Annotated in this window: 1 protein-coding gene; it reads right to left on the bottom strand. The window is 71.7% G+C overall.

The window, feature by feature from the left end; translation table 11 throughout:
- Positions 1-193 precede the first annotated feature (193 nt).
- The coding region (locus AB0442_RS42495) for an IS1380 family transposase (protein ID WP_366168852.1) at positions 194-1,337 on the bottom strand (1,144 nt) is incomplete at its 5' end.

Here is a 1,337-nt window from a genome sequence, read left to right as displayed (position 1 = left end):
CCTCGATCGTTCACGCGCGCGCGCCGGCATGAGGGGTTCGGCTGGGCTGTCCGGTTCCTGATGATTCGTCCTGCGGTGTGATGCTCGCTGGTCAGGCCGGTGGGCCGCGTGTCGTCGCGGGCGGCGTCGGCGTCCACTCGCCGAGGGTGCTGCGGTGTCCTCCTCCCGGTGTGTCGGGACGACGGCGTGGTGGTCAGCCGGGGTCGGGCAGGGCCTGGATGCGATTCCATGTGGTGACGACGGGCTGGGAGGCTGGCCAGGCGGGGTCGAGCTTGAGTTCGCGGCGTCGGGCGTGCTCGGTGAGCTTGGCGGGGACGTCGAGCAGGTCGGTGCGGACGGTGGCGGGCTCGGCGCGGGCCAGGGGGCCGTCGAGCGCGAGAAGTTGCAGCCAGGACAGCAGGTCCATGGCCGTGGCGAGCAGGGTGCACCAGGCCTGGTTGAGGGCGAACTTGAACGACGGCAGTCGCAGCAGGGTCAGGGCCTTCGACCTGCGGATGCCGGACTCGACGTGCGCGTGCGTGCGGTGGCGTGCGTCGAGCCATTGCAGCTGCCGGCCGACGGTGTTGGTGGCGATCACGGTGTACCGGAAGCCGGTGGCCGCCTCGTAGGGCTTGAGGTCCTTGGAGTACTTCGGATGGACGGGCTCGCGCCGGACGATGACCCGCAGGCCGGGCGGCCAGGCCGAGAGGTCGAGCAGGTCGGTGATCTCCACCAGCGCCGCGTCCTCGCGGGGGTCGCCCTTCGCGTCGAGGGCGGGTGTCCACACCTTCTCGGGGACTTGGGCCAGGCCGGTCCAGAAGTCCTCGTCCCGGCTCCAGCCGACCGAGTACTCCCAGGTGTGGGCCTTGTTTCCGCCGCCAGAGGTGATCCAGGCGAGCCATTCCTTGGTGGCGCCGGCCCCGTCGGCGCGGAAGAGGACCTTGCGTCGGCGGCGGGCGGGCAGCTGCCGCACGGCCTCGGTGGCGACGTCGATGTGATCGGCGGCGGTGTTCGCACCCGCCGAGCCCGGACGCAGGCGGCAGACCAGGTGCTCGTCGGTGTTGTCCAGGAATACCAGCAGCGGGTGCAGGCCGAAGCCCTTGCGGTGCGGCTCGGCGCCTTCCTTGTCGGAGTGGGCGGGCACGAAGGAGGCGTCGATGTCCAGGACCGTCCAGTCGGTCAGCGGGCGGTTGTCCACGCGTATCCAGGGGAAGCCGCCCGGGCGCAAGTCGAGCAGGTCGTGCACCCGGGCGCGGACCTTCGCCCGCGCCGAGGTGATCTTGGCGAGCTGGACCGGCCCGATGGCGTCCAGCGTCCGGTACAGCGTCGAGGCGGAGGCCGGCCGCCCCAGCACGAGC

It is taken from the genome of Kitasatospora sp. NPDC085895, assembly GCF_040702125.1.
GTDB classification, from domain to species: Bacteria; Actinomycetota; Actinomycetes; order Streptomycetales; family Streptomycetaceae; genus Kitasatospora; species Kitasatospora arboriphila.
Note: the sequence above shows the minus strand (reverse complement) of the source record. Positions and strands in the feature narration are given on the sequence as shown.